General features: G+C 42.9%; 11 protein-coding genes. 1 reads left to right on the top strand and 10 read right to left on the bottom strand.

The features are described from left to right. Positions 1-165: 165 nt before the first annotated feature. From C233_RS0111180 to C233_RS0111165, 4 genes are read right to left on the bottom strand one after another with little or no spacing between them, the layout of a single operon-like run. Entirely contained in the window at positions 166-1,617 is a 1,452-nt protein-coding gene (locus C233_RS0111180) for a family 43 glycosylhydrolase (protein WP_018667684.1), read from the bottom strand. 2 nt (positions 1,618-1,619) lie between these two features. Beyond that, positions 1,620-2,318 (bottom strand): hypothetical protein, encoded by a 699-nt coding sequence (locus C233_RS0111175; RefSeq protein ID WP_018667683.1) that lies wholly within the window; start codon positions 2,316-2,318, stop codon positions 1,620-1,622. Between the two features lie 29 nt (positions 2,319-2,347). Beyond that, complete coding sequence (locus C233_RS0111170) at positions 2,348-3,499, bottom strand: alpha/beta hydrolase-fold protein (protein WP_026314837.1); 1,152 nt, start codon at positions 3,497-3,499, stop codon at positions 2,348-2,350. 46 nt (positions 3,500-3,545) lie between these two features. Beyond that, a complete protein-coding gene (locus tag C233_RS0111165) occupies positions 3,546-4,676 on the bottom strand; it encodes an alpha/beta hydrolase-fold protein (RefSeq protein ID WP_025068574.1) in 1,131 nt (376 codons plus the stop codon). A 319-nt stretch (positions 4,677-4,995) separates the two neighbouring features. On the opposite strand from C233_RS0111165, the gene C233_RS0111160 reads away from it, so the two are divergent. Next, complete coding sequence (locus C233_RS0111160; protein WP_018667680.1) at positions 4,996-8,820, top strand: hybrid sensor histidine kinase/response regulator transcription factor; 3,825 nt, start codon at positions 4,996-4,998, stop codon at positions 8,818-8,820. Positions 8,821-8,984: 164 nt separating this feature from the next. Here C233_RS0111160 and C233_RS0111155 read toward each other — a convergent pair whose 3' ends face one another. The 6 genes from C233_RS0111155 to C233_RS0111130 form a co-directional block, all read right to left on the bottom strand. After that, on the bottom strand, positions 8,985-11,879 hold the full coding sequence (locus C233_RS0111155) for a ligand-binding sensor domain-containing protein (protein WP_018667679.1): 2,895 nt from the start codon (positions 11,877-11,879) through the stop codon (positions 8,985-8,987). A 30-nt stretch (positions 11,880-11,909) separates the two neighbouring features. Then, on the bottom strand, positions 11,910-12,968 hold the full coding sequence (locus C233_RS0111150) for a glycoside hydrolase family 26 protein (RefSeq protein ID WP_018667678.1): 1,059 nt from the start codon (positions 12,966-12,968) through the stop codon (positions 11,910-11,912). 18 nt (positions 12,969-12,986) lie between these two features. Beyond that, on the bottom strand, positions 12,987-14,579 hold the full coding sequence (locus C233_RS0111145) for a glycoside hydrolase family 43 protein (protein WP_018667677.1): 1,593 nt from the start codon (positions 14,577-14,579) through the stop codon (positions 12,987-12,989). A gap of 4 nt (positions 14,580-14,583) precedes the next feature. After that, positions 14,584-15,870, bottom strand: coding sequence for an MFS transporter (locus C233_RS0111140; RefSeq protein WP_018667676.1), 1,287 nt, complete (start codon positions 15,868-15,870; stop codon positions 14,584-14,586). Positions 15,871-15,911: 41 nt separating this feature from the next. Continuing rightward, complete coding sequence (locus tag C233_RS0111135; RefSeq protein ID WP_018667675.1) at positions 15,912-16,994, bottom strand: glycoside hydrolase family 26 protein; 1,083 nt, start codon at positions 16,992-16,994, stop codon at positions 15,912-15,914. 108 nt (positions 16,995-17,102) lie between these two features. After that, positions 17,103-18,791, bottom strand: a complete 1,689-nt coding sequence (locus tag C233_RS0111130) for a RagB/SusD family nutrient uptake outer membrane protein (protein ID WP_018667674.1) — start codon at positions 18,789-18,791, stop codon at positions 17,103-17,105. Positions 18,792-18,796: the final 5 nt, after the last annotated feature.

Genomic DNA, 18,796 nt, shown 5'->3' with positions numbered 1-18,796 from the left:
CGGGAACGGAGGGACAGGTTGCTTTTCTATAAAATTGTTCAGGCGTGAATATGACAGATTTTGAGTATGGACCGGAGCGCTTTTCTATAAATCTGTGTCATTCACGCCTGATATTTATATTATAATTTTTGTGTTTCTGTTTTTATGATGCTGATTCGCTTATTGTTAATGGTCACGGAAATTCCATTTGGAATTATCGCTATTCATGTCGAATTTACCGAGTGAAGGAGTACTATCGCCTACGGATACCAATACCAGTTCTTCATCGATACCGGGTATCTTTTGGGGCATGATACGGTAGGTGCCGTCGGTGAGCTGCTCTATTTTCCAGAGTTGTTCGGGAGTACCTGTAAATTCGGGTACGGTCACTACCTCGGCATCTGCAGTGGCAGCCAGTGCGCGGTTGGTTCCTTCAATCACTATTTTGTAGTAAGGGCCTCCTAAATATCCGCCGGCATCGGGTACGGCAGTGATTGTCCACCTTTGGTGGGGGCGGAACATGTAGTCACCGATTCTTACATCGATGTTACCTTGCGGCCATGTGTCGATTACATCTTCCAGAGTTTGCGACTTCAAAGGCAGGATAGGTTCGTCACTTTTTTCCCAGAAACGGTGTCTGACTCCTTCCATGCGTACGAAGTCGACGCAAAGTTCAAGAGCGTATCCTCTGCGTTCGGATTCTATTTCGTATGTACCTTCCTTGAATACTTCACCTGCTACCGGCCATCCGTTTTTCCACAGAAGCGGGCGTATGGCAAGTACGCTACGGCCGCCACGGTCGAAATCGGCTTCAAAGTGGCATGACATCTTTTCTACTCCGTCGGTTTCGATGAAGCGTCCGAAATGTCCCGGACCGGTCTGGCGGTTTCCTGCAGCGAGTACCATTTTTCCACCGCCTTCCAGCATATCCCTACCCATGTTGTCAACGTAAGGACCTGTGACTTTGCGTGAGCGGCCTACTACGATGTTGTATGTAGAATTGGGGCCGTCGCAGCAGGTGCCGTGCGTGCCGAGCAGATAGTACCAGCCGTCACGGTATATCAGGTCGGTTGCCTCGCAGTCGATAGCGATGTTGATAGGTTCGTTGCCTTCCATTCGTTTGCCGGTGGCAGGGTCGAGTTCGACCAGCCGGATAAAACCGAAGTAGGTGCCGTAAGATAACCACAGGCGTCCGTCGGTAGGGTCAAGCAACAGTCCGGCATCGATAGCATCACAGTCCTCATTGTCTTCGGACGAAGCAACGGCAATTGCTTCCGTATATTTGAAATCGGGCGAGTTAGGGTCTAATGTCTTGTTCCACATAGTCAGTACCGTACCGCGATGACTACCTCCGAGACCTCCTCCGGTGGCGCTGTAAGCAATCAGATAACGGTCGCCTATTTTCACGGCATCGGGAGCCGCACCTCCTCCGGGTCTTACTCCTCCGCTATTCCACGTCCAGCCGTCCTCGGAAATCAGTCCGCCTCCGCCTGTACCGAAGGTGTAATATTTGCCTTCGCATTCCATAATAGTGGAAGGGTCGTGTATATAAGGTTCTCCGATTTGTGCGGTTGTTTTTTCAGATATCAGCAGGGATAATAGGGTTGCAACACCCAAGAATATAGTTTTTGTTTTCATGGTTATTTATAACTGATAGTAATGTTTTTAACAGGAGCTCCCTTTTCGTCAAGGAGGCGGATACAGAAATCACTCATTCCGGGTCCGTTGATAACAGCTCCGCGGATAATATTTTTTCCTTTTTTCAAGGTCAGCCGTTTGGACAGGCAATCGTCTTTTACCATACGGCGGTCACCGGATAGAATGACAGCTTCTTCGCCGTTCAACCACCACATAGAGGCGGAATTTGAACCAACCGATATCCTGACATTCGGTATGTCTTCCGGGCAATTGATAACTGTGACAGCCCAGAACAGTACGCCATATATTTGTTTTTGAAGATTAGATGCAAAACGGAATAGTTTTACGTTAAACAGGTTACTGTCGAGGGCGTGCCAGGTCAGCTTCTGTTTCCCGACTTTTACTTTGTCTCCGTCTTTGGGCAGTACGGTGAACTGTCCGGGAAAATATTCGGTAGTAAACGCCTTACGGATATAGCTGTCCGTAAATACCGTGTTGCTACGGTTAGGCTTGTCGATAGGTTCGAGCAATAGCCAACGGCGGATAAAACCATCATCGTCGGGTGATACGATGTCGGTAGTACCCAATGAAAAATAGGGGGCCAAACGAGAGGCGGTTTCTTTGTTCTGTGCATATCCCTGCACACTCATTAGGGTGGCGAAGCAAATCGCCAACCATACTCTGTAATAAGGAATCTTCATTGTTATGGTGTGTTTCTCAATAATACATATTATTTAAATAGCAATGGAACAAATTCTTTCAGGCATCTGCGCCAAGTGAGAAATTCGTGGGCGGTACCCGGAGATTCGTAGTAGATGTTGTTGATACCGGCGGCTTTCAAGCCATCGCTGAGGTTCTTCGTTCTTTCAGGATGTTCTTCCGAACCGATACCCAGGAAAAATACGTGGATGCTATCGTTAAATGCTTTGCGGTCTTTGAAGACTCCGTTATAAGTCGTGTCTATATTCTTTAAGTCGATATTGCCTGCTCCGCTGAAACCGCCGATGTAAGCAAACTTATCCGGGTTATTCAATGTGGTGTTGAAAGTGAGGAGACCACCCCATGAAAGTCCGGCCATTGCACGGTTGTCCCGGTCTGTCAGTGTCCGGAAACTGGATTCGATGTGCGGAATGATTTCATTTACCAGAATAGCCGGGAATTGGGCACCGAATTTTGCCCTGGCATCGGCAAGGCTTTCGCCCGGCTTGTTTTTGAGTACTTCGATATTGCCGTTGTCCATTACTACAATCATAGGCTTGGCTTTACCTTCGGCAATCAGATTATCCATGATGAAGTTCATCTTGCCCTGATTGGCCCAACTTGTCTCATTTTCTCCCATGCCGTGTTGCAGATACAGTACCGGGTACTTTTTGGAGGGATTTTTATCATATTCTGCCGGCGTATAGACGAGGCACTTACGCCATTCTTTACGAATGTCGGAATAATACCAGCTTTGGCTTATCAAACCATGGGGTACATTCTTGATAGCATAGTAGTCTACTCCTTTTTCCGGAATCTCGATACCGCTTACCCATTTGCCCATGCCGAAAAATGGTTTGCCATTAGGGTCGGCTGTACTTACTCCGTCTACTATTATCTGATAGTAGTGGAAACCGACAACCTCGGGCTCTTTCGAAACGAGCGACCAGTACCCGTCTGCTTCTTTGGTCATTTCACCCCGGAAACTGATTTCTACTTTTTTTGCGTTAGGAGCAAAAACTCTGAAATGTACCCGCCGGTCTTTACCTATCCGGGGGTATTCCGCTCCGTTGATATTATGTTCGTTGGGCACTGTACCTGCTGGAAAATCCTCTTGCTGAGCATATACAGTTAGGGGTAACGCCGCTAAAAATAGAAAAATAAAGTTCAATGCGTTTTTCATAATTCGAATGTTTAAAATGATATATATTGATTACCTATTTTTACTGTCATTTGAAAAGAAGCGGGGCGAATTGATATAGGCTTTCGCGCCATACAGGCCAGGTATGCCCGCCCGGGGTTTCGAAATATGTGTATTTGATACCTATCTGGTCGAAGCGTTTCATCATTATCTGGCAATTATTGTAAGCGATGTCTTCTTTGCCTCCCATGGAAATCCAAAATTGTTTCAGCTTCGTGTTGTAATCATCTTTTTTATCTTGTAACATTTTATAGTATTTCTCGGTATCACTACCGCCTCCGAAAGGAGTAGGATTGGCCCACCAACCGGAACTGAATACCCCTAAATAAGCAAAATAGTCGAGGTTAGGAATGCCTACGTTTAAAGTTTGGATACCTCCCATGGAGAGTCCTGCCAATGCACGGTTATTACGGTCGGTTTTTACACGGAAGTTTTTTTCTACGAATGGAATGCACTCTTTAAGAAGTTCGCTTTCGAAATCGTTAGTGTTGCCGTCTGTCATAACGACAATCATGGGTTTTGCTTTCCCCTTTGCTATTAAATTGTCCATGATGATGTCGGTGCGTCCCTGATTAGACCAGCCGCGTTCATCTTCGCCGCCACCGTGCTGTAGATAGAGTACGGGGTAGGATTGTATGGATGTATCGTAACCGGGTGGACAATATACGAACATACGCCTCCATTCATTGGCTGTTTTGGAGAAGTATCGTTTTATACGGATATCTCCGTGGGGTACATCCGACATATAAAATCGTACATCACCATCTGGGTAAGGAATTTCCACACCACTTGTCATCATACTGCATCCGTAGAAAGATTCACTGGCGGGGTCAGCAACGGATACTCCGTCGATAATAAGAAAATAGTAGTGAAAACCTTGTGTAAGCGAATCGGTAATACAACTCCATTCGCCATTGGTATTGCGTACGAGGTCGTATTTACGGCCTAAATCGATTTGTACTTTTTGAGCGTCAGGCGCTTTTATTTTAAATTCTATACGATTGCCGGGTAAAAGGCGTGGGTACGTGGCATTACGGACATTGAGCTCGCTACGTTTGCCGGGTAGTGTAGATTCATCCTGTGTACGGCGGCTAGGTTGTGCCAGGAGAATTCCCGAACATACTACTTGAAGCAATAGAAAGGTGAGGATTCTGTTCATAAATTCTATATTTTTTGTTGTTGACTTCGCAAAGATAGCCGTATTTCCAGCTCCTTTCTTTGTACTTTTGAACACTTTCCTTACACTTTTAAGTAATATATAGGCATATGTACTCTTTTTTTTCTTTAGTTCATCTGAAACTATATGGTGTATAGTTACGCATTACATATATTTATTATTGTATATTAATTAAATGTTTTAATTTGTACAAACTTTCAATACGTGGTATGTTACCTTAATGGTATAAGGAAAAACATTTTGTTGTTTGTTTTTCTATTGTTTATTGTTGTATTATCTTTGTAATATAGAATTATAATATATGAAAAACGCTTTATTATTAATATTTGCCTTTCTGATATCGGTTTTTTCCAATGTAGTGGTATCCCAAGATTTCGCTTTCTGTAATATTAATGATTTGTCTGGTATTTCTATGCGTGAAATAACCGCTGTGGTGCGTGATGATGACGGATTTGTCTGGGCTGCCTCGCGTACTGGGGTTTTGCGGGTTGCGACTGATGATTACCGGCTCTACCAGCTCCCGTTTGCTACGACTGATGTGATGCAGGTCAAAATGGCTTGCCGTGGAGGGCTGTTGGTTGTTGCTACTCAAAATGGACAGATATTCCGTTACAACCGTGTACTGGATAGATTCGACCGCTGGTTTACGCTTTCATCATTATTGGGAAATAAGGATTGGGTAACTAATTTGTTAATAGATGTCGATGGAAGAGTATGGATAAGCACTAGTACCGGTATCTTTTTTTGGACGGGTGAAGAGGTTATACAGGCATTCGATGATATAACGGGTATTTCTAATATTACACCATTGGAGGGTTGTTATGCATTGGCCTTTGTACAATCTTCCATATATCGTATCGATACCCATAATCGTACACAAACTAAATTGCAAGGTCACCTTCCTTATATTATATCATCTGCTCGCTATGATGCACATACCCGTCGTGTTTGGATAGGTACCTACAATGCAGGATTGTGGCGGTATGACCTTGCCGACCAGATAGCTCGGAAAGCTACGGTTCCACAATTTCCGAAACTTATTGTACGGGATATTCTGATACCCGATACTACTTCACTTTGGGTGGGTGTTGATGGCGGTGGTATATGGATACTCGATTCGGAAACTTGTCAGGTACGGCAGGTATTGCGCGAAAATCTTGATAATCCTTCTTCTTTGCGTGGCAACAGTGTTTACTCCTTGTTGGTCGATGACCGGCACCGGGTATGGACAGCCACTAACAGTGGAGGTTTACAGTATACAGAAATAACACATTCCAATGTGGAACATTTGGTACATGGTATCAATAATCCGCAATCGTTACATAATAATGAGGTGAACCATATTGTTACCGATAGCCAGGGAAACCTTTGGATTGCAACCAACGACGGTATCAGTTTGCGTGAAGCTCGTACTCATAAATGGAAACAGTTATATAGCGGATGCCAGCAAGTATTCTTATCGTTGGCTACTGATAAGAACGGACGTATTTATGCCGGTACTTATGGTGAAGGACTTTATGTGTTGGATGAAACTACAGGCCGTGAATTGCATCATTATACGGGCTATGACGGCAATATATTCGGTGCGGGTGGTTTTGTGTTTGCCACTTATGTGGACAGTGAGGGTGATGTGTGGATGGGAGGTGTCAAAGGTAATGTGTATTGCTGCCATGCTACCAGTGGAAAACTTCGTATGTATGATATGCAACCCGTTTATTGCTTTGCAGAGCTTTCACCTGGGCAAATCTTATTGGGGTGTGCCTATGGCTTATTGCTAATGGATAAAAAAACGGGGAAGTTCGATGTCCTTCTATCTGGCTATACGGTACACGATATTGCTGTAGCAGGCCGTACCATATGGATATGTACTTCAGGCGGAGTGATAGGTTTGGATATGCATACTGCCGAACAAGTACGCATTACTACGCAACAAGGGTTACCCAGTAATTATACTAAAAGCATATTGTTAACCGGCAATAACCTATGGATAGGTACGGATAACGGATTGTGCTGTTATAATCTTTTCCATAAACAAGTACGGATATTCGCTACTCAGCAACAGTTAGCGAATGTGTCGTTCAGTGTCAATGCGGCTTGTCAACTGCCTGACGGCAGACTGGCTTTCGGTAGTAACAATGGGCTCGTTTTGTTTCATCCCGACAAAATTAATGCTGTTCGTTCTTCGGGGCGTATCTATTTTTCAGATATACGTGTATCGGGACGTTCTATCCGGGAAACGGTTGATTTTAATCTGTCTGTTCCTATCGACAGTCTTTCTACGTTACATTTGAATTATCCGCAAAATTCTTTTACATTGTCAGTACTTCCGCTGGGATGTGTCAGTAAGTCCGTTTCCTTTTCGCGGAGGCTGGTGGGGCAGGATGAAACGTGGAGTACTTATACCACTAATCGGTATATCAACTACACTAATTTACCGGCTGGAAATTATACGCTTTGTATCCGGTTGTACGACGGTAGTCTGTTGTCGCAGCGGCAGCTCTCTATTATTGTAGAACCTCCGTTTTGGCAAATGATATGGTTCCGGTTACTGGTGGCAGCCATAATTATCGGTTTGCTGTTTCTTACCAGCCGTTATTATATACAGCATTTGCATCGTCGTTACTCCGATGAAAAAATACGCTTTTTTACACGCATGGCACATGATATACGTACTTCGCTGATGCTCATTAAAGCGCCGATAGAGGAGTTGCATAGAGAAAAATCCCTTTCGCAGTGGGGAACCAAATGCCTAGCACTGGCTTCTGAACAAACTACGCGGTTATCCGATACAGCTACTCAGTTGCTTGATTTCGAAAAGCTGGATGTCGGATGCGAACAGCCAGTGTTTACCGACCTTAATCTTACCGACCTCATTAGACGGCGCACCGGAATATATGCTTCATATGCTGCCGGAAAACAAATAGATGTTAAAGTCGACCTTACGCCAGAGGATTACTGGGTACAGGCCGATGTGCATATGCTGGAAAGGGTGGTCGACAACTTGCTTTCCAATGCAGTGAAATATTCTACTTCCGGAGAACATATTGAAGTAACTTTTACCGGAAAGGCGAATGAATGGGTACTGCGTGTCAAGGATTATGGTATGGGAATCAGTAAAGCGGCACAACGTAAGTTGTTTCATGAGTTTTATCGCAGTGATAATGCAGTGAATGCACAGACTGTAGGTTCAGGTATCGGCTTGTTGATGACAAAAAGATATATTTCTATTCATGGCGGAAAGATTGCGGTAACCAGTGAACTCGGAATAGGGACTACTTTCGATATTACGGTACCTTTACGACATGCTTCCCAAACGAAAACTGCCAATGTTCCCGTAGCAGATAAAATCGAGATACCTGAAAGTGGAGATATGGAGGTACACGATATGCATATCCTCATTGTAGAAGACAACCGTGCTTTATGCGAATTCATGGTACATCCATTGCGTGAACATTTTCGTGTAACTACTGCTAATGACGGGCAGCAAGCTTGGGAGATGCTGAATGACTTGCAGCCCGACCTCGTTGTTTCCGATGTGGTTATGCCGCGTATGGATGGATTCGAACTTTGCTGTAGAATTAAGTCTACTTACGAAACATCTCATATTCCGGTAATTCTGCTTACCGCCCTTTCCGATAAAACCAATCAATTACATGGATTGGGACTGGGGGCCGATAATTACTTGGTTAAGCCGTTTGATATGGCATTGTTGGCAAGTCGTATTACATCTATCATCCGTAACCGGCGTACGGTACTTCAGAAAGCCATTGAAACAAAGCGCGATGATGTACGCTCTATTGTAGCCAATCGTATGAATGATGAATTTATCAAGAAAGCTGTCGAGTGCGTACGTGCCAATATTGCTAACGAGAACTTCGGTAAAGAAGAGTTTGCTTCTGCCCTTGCTTTGAGTCAGTCGTTGCTTTATAAAAAAATAAAGGCACTTACTAATTTGTCAGTAGTGGAATTCATTCGTTCTATTCGATTGAACTATGCTATGGAGCTGCTCTGCTCCGGTAAGTTCAACGTGACTGAGGTAAGCGAAATGTGTGGATTTAATACACCTGCCTATTTCAGTAGGGTTTTTAAGGAGTTTTTTGGAAAAACACCGACGGAGGTAATATAAAAGAAAAGTAACTATTAAGTTTATGTTATGTTTGATGTTATATTTCTTTTTAGAACATAAACTAATATCAGAATGACAGATAGCTAAGAAATGCATTTTTTCTAAAATGAAAGAAATAGATGTTAATTTTATTGTATTTTTTTCACTATGTTTTTATAGTTTTATTAGAAGTTTTGCAGAAATTTCGACAGGTTCTTTTCCCGTGATAAACCTAATTTCTTTCTAAGTCTGTATCGTGCTGACTCCATACCTCGTTCTGATAGGTTGAATAGTGGTGCTACTTCTTTAGTGATTAAGTCCATACGAATATATGCGGCCAATTTTAATTCGCTGGATGTAAGGTCGGGATAATGCTCTTTCAAGCGACTGAGGAAGTTATTATGTACGATATTGAAGTTATTTTCCAATTTCTGCCAGTTATCTTCATCTTCGATATTAGCATGTACTTTTTCTAATAGTCTATTCAATTTACGCAGGGCATCTTTAGTCTGTTCTTTACGCAAATAGGCAGAAATTTTCTGGAGTTCATCTTGCATGAAAGTAAATATTTCCTGCTTTTGAATTACATAGAACATGGAGTTTGAAAGCTCTTGGCTCTTTAATAATAATTCTTGTTGAAGCTTGTTATTTTCCAGTTCAATAATCCTTTTTTCCTGTGCAAGAGCTTCCTCTTTTAGCTTGAATTCCCGCTTAAGGCTTTCTTCCTTTAGTTCATCCAGGTGCTTTTGATGCTGCTTGTTGAACCTGTGGTTCAATAGTCTATATGTTCCATATCCGAGTGCAGTAATAAGGAGTGCATATAGGATGTAGGCATAAATACTTCTATACCAGGGAGGAAGAATTCTGAGATAAATTTTTTCTACTTCTATCTGGTGGGTATGATGATTGTATGCGCGTATCAGGAAGGTGTAATTTCCTTCTTTCAGTCCAGTATATTCTTTTATGCCTGAGGTATTTAGTGCCAACATTTGTTCATCCAATCCTTTAAGCTGGACGGAATAAGTGATTTTGTCATAAGAATTAATATTCGGATTCATTTCGAACCGGTATGAAGCATCCGGACGATATTTTCTTAGGATAGTCTGATATTGTCTGTCAGTTGGAAATCCGTTGTAGAAATAAGAATCAATTTCTTCGTTCCCGGAAGATATTATTACTTTTTTAATCAGGAACTTATAACTGTTGGATAAGGATGACAACGAATCTGTGGTGATACGATAAAGACTGAAACCATCCAAAGTACCGATAACACAAGTAGTCGAGTCTACCCTGTTGATACTCTCGAAAGTACCCATTAAGTTATTTTGCAAACGGGCAGTACTGACAGAATCTGTTATATAACCATGTGGAGTAATATAGTTGATTTTCAGTTTGCCGGATTGCATATACCATACACAATTGTTTTCTTCATTGTTGACTACACGGAGATATTTCTTGTTGCCTATACGTTGATTCCATTCTTCTGATAATTCGAATTCTTGTTTGATTGAGTTATAGCGATAGATGCCGGAATCTGTTGTGAAGTAAACACGACCTTTGTCTTTGAACAGATTGGTCTGGTAAGAGTCATTCCGATTCGGATAATGCTGACAGGATACTACTTTACTATATTCCGAATCCAATTTAACAGCACTCAGACCTGTTCCATGAAATATCCACCAAATATCATCGAATTCATCATATTCTACATTACGTACCGAGAGATTAAAACCTTTTATTTTTCGCGTAGATATCCAGTGAGGGGCAGATTCCGTACCTTTATTTTCTAGTAAAACCAATCCAGTGTAGCTGCCTGCCAACACTTTTGAATTATTTCCTCCGACCGGCGTAAAGTTCCAAAAGCCATTTTCACCTATCAGGGGGATAGCAGTTTTTTTTTCAATTATGAAAATTCCATTATTGTGCCCGCAAAACAGAGTTTTTCCAATAGCTGTCAGATTCCATACTTGTCCATCGGCATTCTTTACGGGACGGAGAGTCAAGTGGCGGATATCTTTGATAGGCCAGGGACTATAAAACAATCCCTGGTTAGTCCCGAAATAGATGTATCCATTGTGAATGACTGATGTGTAGCCTACTCCGTAATTTTGGTTTCCGGTGTAGAGGTTTGACAATGAACTGTTGGTTTCCAGATAACTGATACCATTGTCAAGCCCTAACCATATATTATCTCCTTCGGTCACGTTCAAGCTCAGTACGGAATTATTTTGTAACCCTGACCGAATATCATATTGTTCAATCCCTCCCGTAGGAATATCTACAATAATCAATCCATTTTTAATTGTTCCGATATAGATTTTGTCATCCTTTATTTCTGCACAATACAACTGGCTGGATTTAAGTAGCGGGTCATTTTGAGTAATGAGCGGAACGGTTGTTGAATTGTCATAGATATAAATGCCGTGATATTCGGTTATCAGCAATAACTTTCGATTCTGATAGGGGAGTATTTCGCTGATATGATAGTTACTGATTTTTTCCGTACTTGCCAACGGTATAAATAACTGTCCGGTTTGCAGAAATACTCCCGTATTCTCTTTGAACACATATAAATTCTCGTTTATATTAGCGGAGCAGAGCATACGTTCCTTACTTTTGATGACGGTAACTTCATCATTTGTAAGTTTGAATATATGGTTGTAGGATACAAAGTAGATACTATGGTCTATGCAGTAGATATCCCATACATCACTGAAATTACGATACTTATCTTCCAGATTGTCGGATAAGGAATGATAGTGCATAGCTCCCTTCTCGTCCGGTGAGAAATAACCGAAATTGTTGAATGCCCCTACGTAGATACGTCCCTTGCCGTCATGGTAAGCTGTCCGGATAATCATGCCGTTGCTGAACAAATGCCATGAGTAACCGTCGAACTGTAATAGCCCGGAATTGTTGGCTGCATAAATCCAACCGTTGTTGTCACGGGTGATTGTCCAGTTCTGCGTTCCTCCACCATACTCCATACGGCTGATGTTATTGATATAAGGTAACCAGTTCTTTATGGAGTTTGCATGAACGGAAAAGATAAGCAATAACAATGTCAGTGTGTATTTCATTTCAGCCTCTTTTGCTCCAAAAATATAAATTTATTCAATATGAGCTATCGGCTCATGGATATATCTTTCCATTTTCATTTTCTCTTTCCATTTTACAGTGATGTCTGGATTGATTTGTAACCGTGCATCTATTTTGCTAAAAATCACTGTATCCCCCTGCCACATTGCCTCCGAGGGCCAGTCTGCATTGATGTATGAAAATGCTTTCACAACATCCGGATTACTCTCTACTGTATTGAATAGTTCTTTGTACCAGGTATTCCAGGCACGATTGGCCTGTTCCGGGTTAGAAAGGCGAAGTTCGGAAGCTACAACTCCTTTCTCTTGGAACATGGGAGTAGACTCTGCGATAAAGAGTGGCTTACCATGCTTACGGGCCATATCTATCATAGCCTGACAACGCCCCTGGGCAAACTGACTGTATGCAAACCAATCTACATATTCATCACCGGGATAATATTGATAAAGTTCATTAATGCTGCTGTTGCCTCCGGCAGATTGCCAAACATAAGCTACATTGGATATACTCAGTGAATCGAACATGGTATGGATACGACGGAAAGCTGCAATGTAAGCTTCCGGTTGATAGTGGTTCCAGGCATGTCCGTCGAATTCGTAGCCGATGCGCAGAAACACTCTCCGGGGAGCAATGTTTTGTATCCATTCTCCTAAACGAATGATATAATTGTCATGTTCCCCTCTGGCTACTTTTTCTTCATGGTTTACTAATTCAAGACCGATAGCTACGTCACAGTCTTTAAGCAAGGGAGATGTAAGTTGTGCGTTCGCAAAGCAATTGCCTGCCCCCCAGTTGGCATTTGATGTAAGCCCGTCAAGTCCTTGGTAAGTATATCCGTAAGATACATCTCCCGGGCGAATATTGGTATAAATGGTTATACCTGCTGGGGTTCCGAAGAAGTCGACATATCCTTCTTTCCCTTCTACACCGCCTATTGCTTCCATGTCCTGACCGATGAAGACCAGGCACTTGCCGTCTTCCGGCTCGAACTTAGCATAGTTTACAGAAGACTTTTTGTTTGTACAAGCTATGGCACAGAAAACTATAGCGAGATAAAATAGTTTTTTCATATAGTAAATAAATAGAGTTTACAATAAAGGTTTGTACTCAAAACTGTCGAAATAGGCCCATTGGCCTCGTCCCGATACATCCTGGCAACACATGCCGATGAAAGCTCCGGTAAAGGCGGCTTTGTATTCAAACTTGTTGCGAACGTAATCATCGGATATGATAGAAGCATCCAATGTACCACCTATTTCTTGCCATGTTTTCCCGTCGTTGGAATAGCTGAAGTTCAACTTTTCCCTCTGAACGGTTGCTCGTAGCCATACTTCTCCTTTTTCCAGCCGGATATATTCTGGTAACGGTTCGCTCCAGCGATTATCATCATTAACGAATATATTCAATACATAGCTATTCAAAGTATCTTCCCATGACATAAAGAGATAGTAAAAATGTCTTGTATTATAGTAATAAGCTAATCCTGCCATTTGCTGGAAAGTATCCGGTTGAAATTCTAGCCGGGTGGTAACTGTAAAGTCGAAGTCCTGTTGTCGTCTGGCTATCATGCTTTGGTTATGAGTAGAACAAAGTGATTCCCTGCCTTTAATACTCAGGAACCCGTCTCGTTTTTTGAGTGATACCCAAGTTTCGTCCATTGGTACGCGGAGTGACTGGAAATCGATAGGTATAGTCTTATCTTCAAAATCATATCGTTCCGGTAAAGTTTTCCAACGGCAGACTGGTAAGTCGGGAGCTTCAACTTGTACCTGCGGTTCATTACCTCCGCTTTTCAGGTATAGCCAGTCATCTTCGTGCCATATCACTTCTTGTAAGCATGTTTCGCGCCCCAGGATACATCTGCCACGGGGCGTTAATGGCCGTCCTGCAAGGTGGGTTAGGTACCATTTGTCATCAGAGGTAGATACTATCGAACCGTGACCTGCCTTTTGAAGATACAAATCCGGATTACGAGCAGAAGTCAGTATCGGATTTGTCGGATGTACTTCGTAAGGGCCGGTAACTTGTCGGGACCGTGCTAAAGTTACGGCATGATTATATTCTGTTCCACCTTCGGCTGTTATCAGATAATACCAACTGTTACGCTTGAAGAGTACAGGACCCTCCGTAACTCCCAATGGAGTACCGGGGAAGATGTAATAAACCTCTCCGATAAGTCGGCGTTCCCGGTAAGAATATTCCTGCAAGATAATTCCACCGAAAAATCTCCCCTTTCGGTGGTCTACAAGCAGATTGGACACCCAGGCACGCCCGTCCTCGTCATGGAATAACGAAGGGTCAAACCCGCTACTGTTCAGGTAGATAGGGTCGGACCATTCACCGTCTATTTCGGTTGTTGTCACAAGATAGTTGTGTGCATCTTTCCACCTGCCGTCAAAATGCTTGACATCTGTGTAGACCAGATAAAATGTTCCGTCCTTGTAGGTCAGATTGGGTGCCCAGACTCCACAGGAGTCGGGATTTCCTTTCATATTGAGTTGAGATATACGGGTGAGTGGCCGGGTTAGTAAATGCCAGTGAAACAAGTCACGGGAGTGATGTATCTGTACGCCTGGGAACCAGTCAAAAGTGGAGGTGGCTATATAGTAATCATCTCCTACGCGGCAGATAGACGGATCCGGATTAAATCCCGTCAGTATAGGATTTGTAATCATATTCATAGTGCTAAGTTGTTTTTATGAGTTCTTTTTCCAGTTCTTCCATGTTGCATCCTTTCGTTTCGGGGTAAAATAGGCTGACGGAGCTCAGACAGAATACCATGATAATGGTATAAATCATAAAAGTATTACCTGTACCCAATTGCTCTATCTCGATTGGAAACAGGGTGGTAACGACGAAACTGATAATTCCATTGAAAACCCCTGCAAGCGATATACCCAGTCCTTTTACATGATACGGGAATATCTCAGACAGCAATATCCAGGTAATCGGCCCTAATGAAATAGAGAAACCGACTATCATGCAAAGCAATCCGATTAGGATAATGACGGGAGCCCCCGATATATAAAACGTGACGGATATAGTCAGCAGTGAGGCTATCATGATACACGAACCGATAATCAACAGAGGCTTTCGTCCGAGTCGGTCAATCAGTGTCATGGATACAAGGGTCATAACTACCATACATATTCCGATAAGATTGGATTGCAGAAAAGAACTGTCGGGAGTGAAACCCGCCATATCGAAAACTTTGGGCGCATAGAATAATACCGCATTGATGCCGCATGCCATTTGGAAGAAGGCAATACTGAAAGCAATGAACAATATCAGTCGCATTGGGTACTTAAACAATCTGCGTCCCTGTTCTCGGTAGGAGAGTGCAACCTTTTTCTTGTCTTTCTGCTGACTCCGATTTTCGGCCCATACCGGACTTTCCGGTACAAACGTCAATCCGATAAGGTAGATAATCGGGAACAAAGTTCCCAATCCGAGCATCCAACGCCATTTCAGCTCCGGATTATCGAACCAGCCATTCACCAACGTATTGGAGGCGTAAGCCACCAAATAACCTACTCCGATGTTCAGTTGATTGAACGATACGAGAAAGCCCCGTTTATCGGGAGGTGCAAGTTCTGCAATGTACATTGGGACTACCAATAGGGAAATTCCTATGCCCAGTCCACCGATGAAGCGGCTTATCAAAAAGAACATATACGTCTGACTGAGCGCACTGCCCAATGTACAGAAGCAGAAGAGCAGTGTTGCCAGAATGAGTGATTTCTTTCGTCCGATTCTTTCACTGACATTTCCGGCAAAAAAATTACCGATGAAGGTTGCCAACATAGTAATACTTACAGCCAATCCTTCCTGAAAAGAACCGGATTGCAGACCGAAAAAGTCACCGAAGTACATGCTTGCTCCCGATACATTGGCTGATATGCCCAGCAGCAGGCCACCTATCGAGACGATAAAGCAAGCGATGTACAGATATAAATTGTTTTTTTTATCCATTGATTGATTTATTCAAGGTAAATAATTGCAGCATATTTAATTTAGTGAGGTAACTTGCTCCAATCCAATTCCGTAGCATGTACATAGTTATCGCCCGAAACTTTCTCTTTCCAATGATTGCTTACATATTCGCTTCGCTGGATACGCGAATCGCATTGCTGGAAGGTTACATTCACTATCCACATAGGTTGCGAGAGCCATTCCACATTGATGTAAGAAAAAGCTTTGACCACGTCGCTGTTTTCTTCGATAACACTGAAGAATTTGGTGAACCATTCATCCCATATCTTCCGGGCTATCTCCGGTTTTTTAATATCTGCATCGAAGTAAGTCTGTCCCTTTTGGAAGACGGGAGTCGATTCGGCTATGAATACCGGTTTACCTTTCATCCGGGCAAACTCAATCATCACCTTATCCGGCTGACCGAAATAGGAGTAAGCACACCAGTCCACATATTCATCTCCTGGATACCATTTCTGCATGTCGGACAAGGGAGTGCCGTCTCCTTTAGACTGCCATACGTAGGCTACGTTACGGATACCTGCTGCATCAAAATAATCTTTGATATACCTGTAAGCGGGGATATATGTTTCGGGTATATAATGATTCCAGTCCGTACCGTCGAATTCATAACCAATACGCAGAAAGACGGGGCGGGGAGCAAGCTTCTTGAACCATTCACCTATTATATCCAGTTTCCGGTCGTATTTGCCGGATGTTATGTTCGTTTCATTTCCTACAATGGCAAGCCCTACGGCAATCATTGAATTGTTAAAACGTTCCGATTGAGGGTATAAGTTGGCGCAACAGTCGCCTGAACCCCAGTTATCGATGTCATAAAGACCAGATACTTTATCGGTATCGCTACTTCCCAGCCCCAGATAAACGGTTATTCCTGCCGGAGTTTGAAAATGATTGCAGTAACCTTCATTATACTGCTCCAGTCCACCTACTGCTCCTAAATCCTGGCCGATGAAGACAAAACATTTACCGTCTTCAGGTTCGTATTTGGAGAGTTCCCGCCCGTCGGATTCCGGGGTGGGGACATCGTGTTCTTTATTCTCACATCCGATACAAGAGGTGAAAAAAAAAGGAAGTATAATATACTTTAGTATTGATTTCATGATTGCTAAAAGTTTGTATTCGATTAAGCTTAAGTTCTATACAAGAGTTATTTGTTCCACCTATTTTTCAGGAAAACACACCCGGTTTTTAATTGATGAAATGAAAAGCTACTGTATCAGATTCGGGTTCTTCTCTGTTTCACTGTGGGGAATAGGCAGGTAATAATTATTCTCGTTGAATACCCGATCTTCAATAGTTACTATCTTATAGTTATTGTTACTTCCATCAAACTCAACTGTCATTCCCTTGATAGGTGCCTGTAGAGTCGTAGCTTCTTTCCAACGGCGCAAATCGAAGAAGCGGTGTTCTTCCAAACACAACTCTACGTGACGTTCATTATGTATACGGATACGCATTTCATTTTGGGATAATCCCTCCGGCAATCCCGGTTGGCCTGCACGGTTACGAACATCGTTAATAGCGTCGTACACACTCTTGTCCGGGGCAGCCAATGCTTCATTCTGTGCTTCAGCATAATTCAGTAAAACTTCTGCATAGCGGAAATAAGGCCAGTTGTTGTCTTGTGCAAAGGCTCCGGTATATAAGTCGGCAGATGCGCCGTCGTATTCCTGTATCATTTTGCGGAGTCCGTAACCACAGCGTGCACGAGATTCATTGGGTAGACAGTTGCCGCTCCAATCCGGGTTTTGTAAGTGGCGGTGCATAAGCAACTGGCTCCCTTCCCAGTAGCTACCGTGATAGAGTAAAGTTTGATAGAATCGTTTATCACGGTTAGCGTATGGGTCTTGCGGATTATAAATGGATGTAGGGTCGGTAATCAGTTTGCCGTCTGTGGTTTCGTAAGCGTCAGCTAAATTCTGAGTAGGATATAAACCGTTCCAGGAACCACGGTCTGCATCTGCCGGGTCAAGACTCCATTGCATGTGAATGTTATGTGTGATTTCCGGAAATTGAAAACGGCGCTCGAAGATAATTTCTGTATTGGCATTCGATTTGTCGAAGAATAAAGAGCCGTATGCATACTCGCCGTTGCGGTAAAGCTGATATATCCCTAAGTCCATGACCTCTTTTGCAGCTTTTGCAGCATTTTCCCAACGTTCTTTAGAATTGGCGGTATTATTGAGTGGGCTGGCAAGATAAAGTAGGGCACGAGCTTTCAATGCAAGAAAAGCACCACGTGTAGCACGCCCCTTCATAGCATCAGAAACTGTTAGGTCAAGATTCTCTGCATAATTATTACTTTCGGTTACAATGAAATCTATTAATCCTTCGAAATCTGTGGCCGGTACCAGCAAGTCACTTTCCAGTTGCTGGGCTTCCGTAATCAACGGTGCCCGTCCAAAAGTTTTAGCAAGGTCGAAATAACAGAATGCCCGTAGGAAACGTGCTTCCGCTTCGTAATATTTCTTTTCGGCCGGTGTCAGTACCACATCTTTAGTGTCCGGAACAGCAGCAATAATCAGATTACATTTGCGTATAATACTGTAATTACTCTTCCAGACTTCTTCGATAAATGGAGTGCTTTGTGCAGTAATTTGTCCTGTGTTGAACTGATTTACATTCGCATCGAATTTACCGTCAAAGTCATCGGTACCGGAATCGAAGTTACCGCCGAAAGCGGCACTCCAATCTTGGTCCCATCCTTGTGTATTACGGTTGAATCCACATACCAATGTACCATATGTGTTGGCAACGAATTGGTCGATAAGCTTTTTATCTTGCCAAATCAATTCGTCGGAGACAAATGTTGTAGGCTTGATATCCAGCATATCGGAACAGGAAGTCATGCTGATAGCAGCAAGTAATATGAATAGCGGTTTAAATATTTCTTTCATGATGT

Source organism: Bacteroides gallinarum DSM 18171 = JCM 13658 (assembly GCF_000374365.1).
GTDB classification, from domain to species: domain Bacteria; phylum Bacteroidota; class Bacteroidia; order Bacteroidales; family Bacteroidaceae; genus Bacteroides; species Bacteroides gallinarum.
This window is presented reverse-complemented; position numbering and strand designations above follow the sequence as displayed.

Excerpts from the sequence above, each read along its gene's own strand:
- C233_RS0111160 (WP_018667680.1), top strand. The coding sequence starts at position 4,996 with ATGAAAAACGCTTTATTATTAATATTTGCCTTTCTGATATCGGTTTTT.
- C233_RS0111180 (WP_018667684.1), bottom strand. The coding sequence starts at position 1,617 with ATGAAAACAAAAACTATATTCTTGGGTGTTGCAACCCTATTATCCCTG.
- C233_RS0111140 (WP_018667676.1), bottom strand. The coding sequence starts at position 15,870 with ATGGATAAAAAAAACAATTTATATCTGTACATCGCTTGCTTTATCGTC.
- C233_RS0111165 (WP_025068574.1), bottom strand. The coding sequence starts at position 4,676 with ATGAACAGAATCCTCACCTTTCTATTGCTTCAAGTAGTATGTTCGGGA.
- C233_RS0111175 (WP_018667683.1), bottom strand. The coding sequence starts at position 2,318 with ATGAAGATTCCTTATTACAGAGTATGGTTGGCGATTTGCTTCGCCACC.
- C233_RS0111145 (WP_018667677.1), bottom strand. The coding sequence starts at position 14,579 with ATGAATATGATTACAAATCCTATACTGACGGGATTTAATCCGGATCCG.
- C233_RS0111150 (WP_018667678.1), bottom strand. The coding sequence starts at position 12,968 with ATGAAAAAACTATTTTATCTCGCTATAGTTTTCTGTGCCATAGCTTGT.
- C233_RS0111135 (WP_018667675.1), bottom strand. The coding sequence starts at position 16,994 with ATGAAATCAATACTAAAGTATATTATACTTCCTTTTTTTTTCACCTCT.
- C233_RS0111130 (WP_018667674.1), bottom strand. The coding sequence starts at position 18,791 with ATGAAAGAAATATTTAAACCGCTATTCATATTACTTGCTGCTATCAGC.
- C233_RS0111155 (WP_018667679.1), bottom strand. The coding sequence starts at position 11,879 with ATGAAATACACACTGACATTGTTATTGCTTATCTTTTCCGTTCATGCA.
- C233_RS0111170 (WP_026314837.1), bottom strand. The coding sequence starts at position 3,499 with ATGAAAAACGCATTGAACTTTATTTTTCTATTTTTAGCGGCGTTACCC.